Origin of the sequence: Dyella subtropica, from assembly GCF_026283965.1 — a bacterium.
Taxonomy (GTDB): domain Bacteria; phylum Pseudomonadota; class Gammaproteobacteria; order Xanthomonadales; family Rhodanobacteraceae; genus Dyella_D; species Dyella_D subtropica.
The window spans coordinates 1-1,798 of sequence record NZ_JAPDPD010000042.1; the positions used below are offsets into that span (position 1 = coordinate 1).

Below are 1,798 nucleotides of genomic sequence, written 5' to 3' on the forward strand. Positions count from 1 at the left end.
TCGCGTCGCAAGCAAGGGGAGGAGCTAGAAGCTCGCAACGACCTGCTCCCTCCCTTGCTTGCGACGCGAAGCTAGTCCCGTGGGACAGGGGAGGGTTGGGGAGGGGTAAGCCCTTGCGACAGCCTCTAATGATCGCAGCCGAAAACGCCGCTCAGTGCAACACAAACAACTTATCGAACCCCGCCACGCGCAACGTACCGCGCAGCTCGCTGCCGGCATTGACGATGCGAATCTCCGAGCGCTCGCCACCCGCATGCTCACGCAGCAACAGCAACATGCCCAGCGCGGAGCTGTCCATGCTGCCCACGTCGCCCAGGTCGATCACGTAGCTGCGCGCCGGTGCACGGCCGCCGAGGCAGGCGTCGTGGAAATCCCGATGCACGGAAAAGTCGAAGCGCTCCCCTAGTTGCAGGGTCAGGCAATCGTGTTCGGTGTCGTGATGAATGGTCAGGCTCATGGCCGTGCTTCTCCGTATTGGCTCTGTCGGGGCCGTGACTTAAAAAAGTTCGATCTCGCCCGCATCCATCGAGTTCTGCAGGGCCGGGCCGCGCGCACGCAGCCGCGCCTTTTCACGCTGCACGGAAAGCCGCGCACGTATCCGTTGCGCATGATTCGCCAGTGCAGCGGCGTCCATGTCGGCACAGGCAAGCTCTTCGATGTCGCGCGTGCACTCAGTCGTGACTTCCTGCAGATCGACCAGGCGCGTACGCGTCTGGTTGATCAGCTGGCTGAGAATGTCCTCGAACTGCAGCGAGCGAATGGTGGTGGACACGTCGCTACCCAGGCCGCGATTGATCTCGACCACCTGGTCGGCCACGGCGCTGGTGCGTGCGTCGCTTTCGGTGATGTGAGCCATCATCGCGTCGATGCCGCCCTTGGTGGAAAGCGCCACGTTCAAATCCTGCGAGGCCATGGTGCCGACCAGGCCGCGCAGTTGCTCCATTGCGGCGCGGGCGCGCTCAACGTGGCTGCCGATCTGTTCGTTGAACTGGTTGGAATGACTGGCCAAGTTGCGGATTTCCCCCGCCACCACCGCGAACCCGCGACCGGCCTCACCGGCGCGCGCCGCCTCGATCGAGGCATTCAGCGCCAGCAGATTGGTTTCCTCGGCGATGGTGTTCACGTTCTTCAGCAGGCCGAACACCGCATCCATTTCCTTGGCCATGCCGTCGATGCGGTAGACGATGCGAAGGCTTTCGCGCGACAGCTGCACGATCAAGCCCACGAAATGCTCCAGCAGATCGCCGGTGCGCGCCGCAAAGTCCTGCACGGAGACGCCACCGTTCTGCACGTCGATGATCTGCTTCAGCAAGGACTGCTGCAGGCCGGTTTTCCGCGACAAGCCATCAAAGCCGCCGCCCAGCTCCAGCACCGCATCGCGCAGCAAGTCCAACGCCTGATGCAATTCGCGCGTGGCATGGCCCATTTCATCGACCAGCGCTTCGCGGACATCTTCCAGCGCTTCGCGAACAGGTGCCGTATCGGCCTGCGGCGGTGCAACGGTCACGATCCTGACCGGGCTGCGCCGCTGCTCCACGATCCACACGCCGGTGAGCGCGACGATGACCAGCGGCGCCAGCCATACGGGCTGCCACAGCAGGCATAGAAGGAGCGCTGCCGCGCTGGCAGTGAGGCCGAGCGGCAGGCGCGGCATGGACGGGGCGGGAATGGCAGACATGTAAGAGCCTATTTAAGATCTCCCCGTAGCTCGCGTTGAGTCGCTAGGCGCGCCAGGCGGTGGTGCGTGGCGCAGCGCCTGACTGGCCGTCAGGTCAAGCCGCGCGCCACCGCCTGGCGC

The 1,798-nt window shown here is 64.3% G+C and carries 2 protein-coding genes; both read right to left on the reverse strand.

Annotation, left to right across the window (positions count from 1 at the left end):
- Positions 1–151: 151 nt before the first annotated feature.
- Positions 152–457: an STAS domain-containing protein gene (locus OUZ45_RS20730; RefSeq protein WP_266172232.1), complete on the reverse strand. Its 306-nt coding sequence runs from the start codon at positions 455–457 to the stop codon at positions 152–154.
- Positions 458–496: 39 nt separating this feature from the next.
- Positions 497–1,678 carry a methyl-accepting chemotaxis protein gene (locus tag OUZ45_RS20735; protein ID WP_266172233.1) on the reverse strand — a complete coding sequence of 394 codons (1,182 nt, stop codon included), beginning with the start codon at positions 1,676–1,678 and terminating at the stop codon, positions 497–499.
- Between the last annotated feature and the right edge of the window lie 120 nt (positions 1,679–1,798).

Coding starts and splice junctions, on each gene's coding strand:
- OUZ45_RS20730 (WP_266172232.1), bottom strand. CDS start 457: ATGAGCCTGACCATTCATCACGACACCGAACACGATTGCCTGACCCTG.
- OUZ45_RS20735 (WP_266172233.1), bottom strand. CDS start 1,678: ATGTCTGCCATTCCCGCCCCGTCCATGCCGCGCCTGCCGCTCGGCCTC.